Below are 407 nucleotides of genomic sequence, written 5' to 3' on the forward strand. Positions count from 1 at the left end.
TACAAATTTTTGAAAAATGCTACGCTTGTTGGTTTCTTCTACTTGCTGAAAGGTATAACCTAATCCTGATATCAACACAAAACGATAGGGCACTCTGGCCAGCCATGCTGCTAATGTTCCATACACCACAGGCTTTACAGTGTAAGAGAGTACATATTCTGGTTTAATTCTATTTAATATCCGATAACTATGAAAAAAAGTTTTTATATCTTTAATTGGGTTAGTTCCGGTTCTTTGCATAGCAATCTGATGGACATGATATCCACGATCTATAAGCTCATTATGGTCTGCAGTATATTTCTCTAAATCAGGAGAAACGACGTGTATCTCATATCCTAATTGAGCAATGGACTCCAAAAGCTTGCCTCTGAAATTCAATACATGAGGCAAATAATTAGAAAATATTA

1 protein-coding gene is annotated in these 407 nt (G+C 35.1%); it reads right to left on the reverse strand.

What is annotated here, in order from left to right:
* The coding region (locus CAN34_RS13815; protein WP_165767663.1) for a glycosyltransferase family 4 protein at positions 1-405 on the reverse strand (405 nt) is incomplete at its 3' end.
* Positions 406-407 lie beyond the last annotated feature (2 nt).

It is taken from the genome of Psychrobacter sp. DAB_AL32B (assembly GCF_002224105.1).
GTDB lineage: Bacteria > Pseudomonadota > Gammaproteobacteria > Pseudomonadales > Moraxellaceae > Psychrobacter.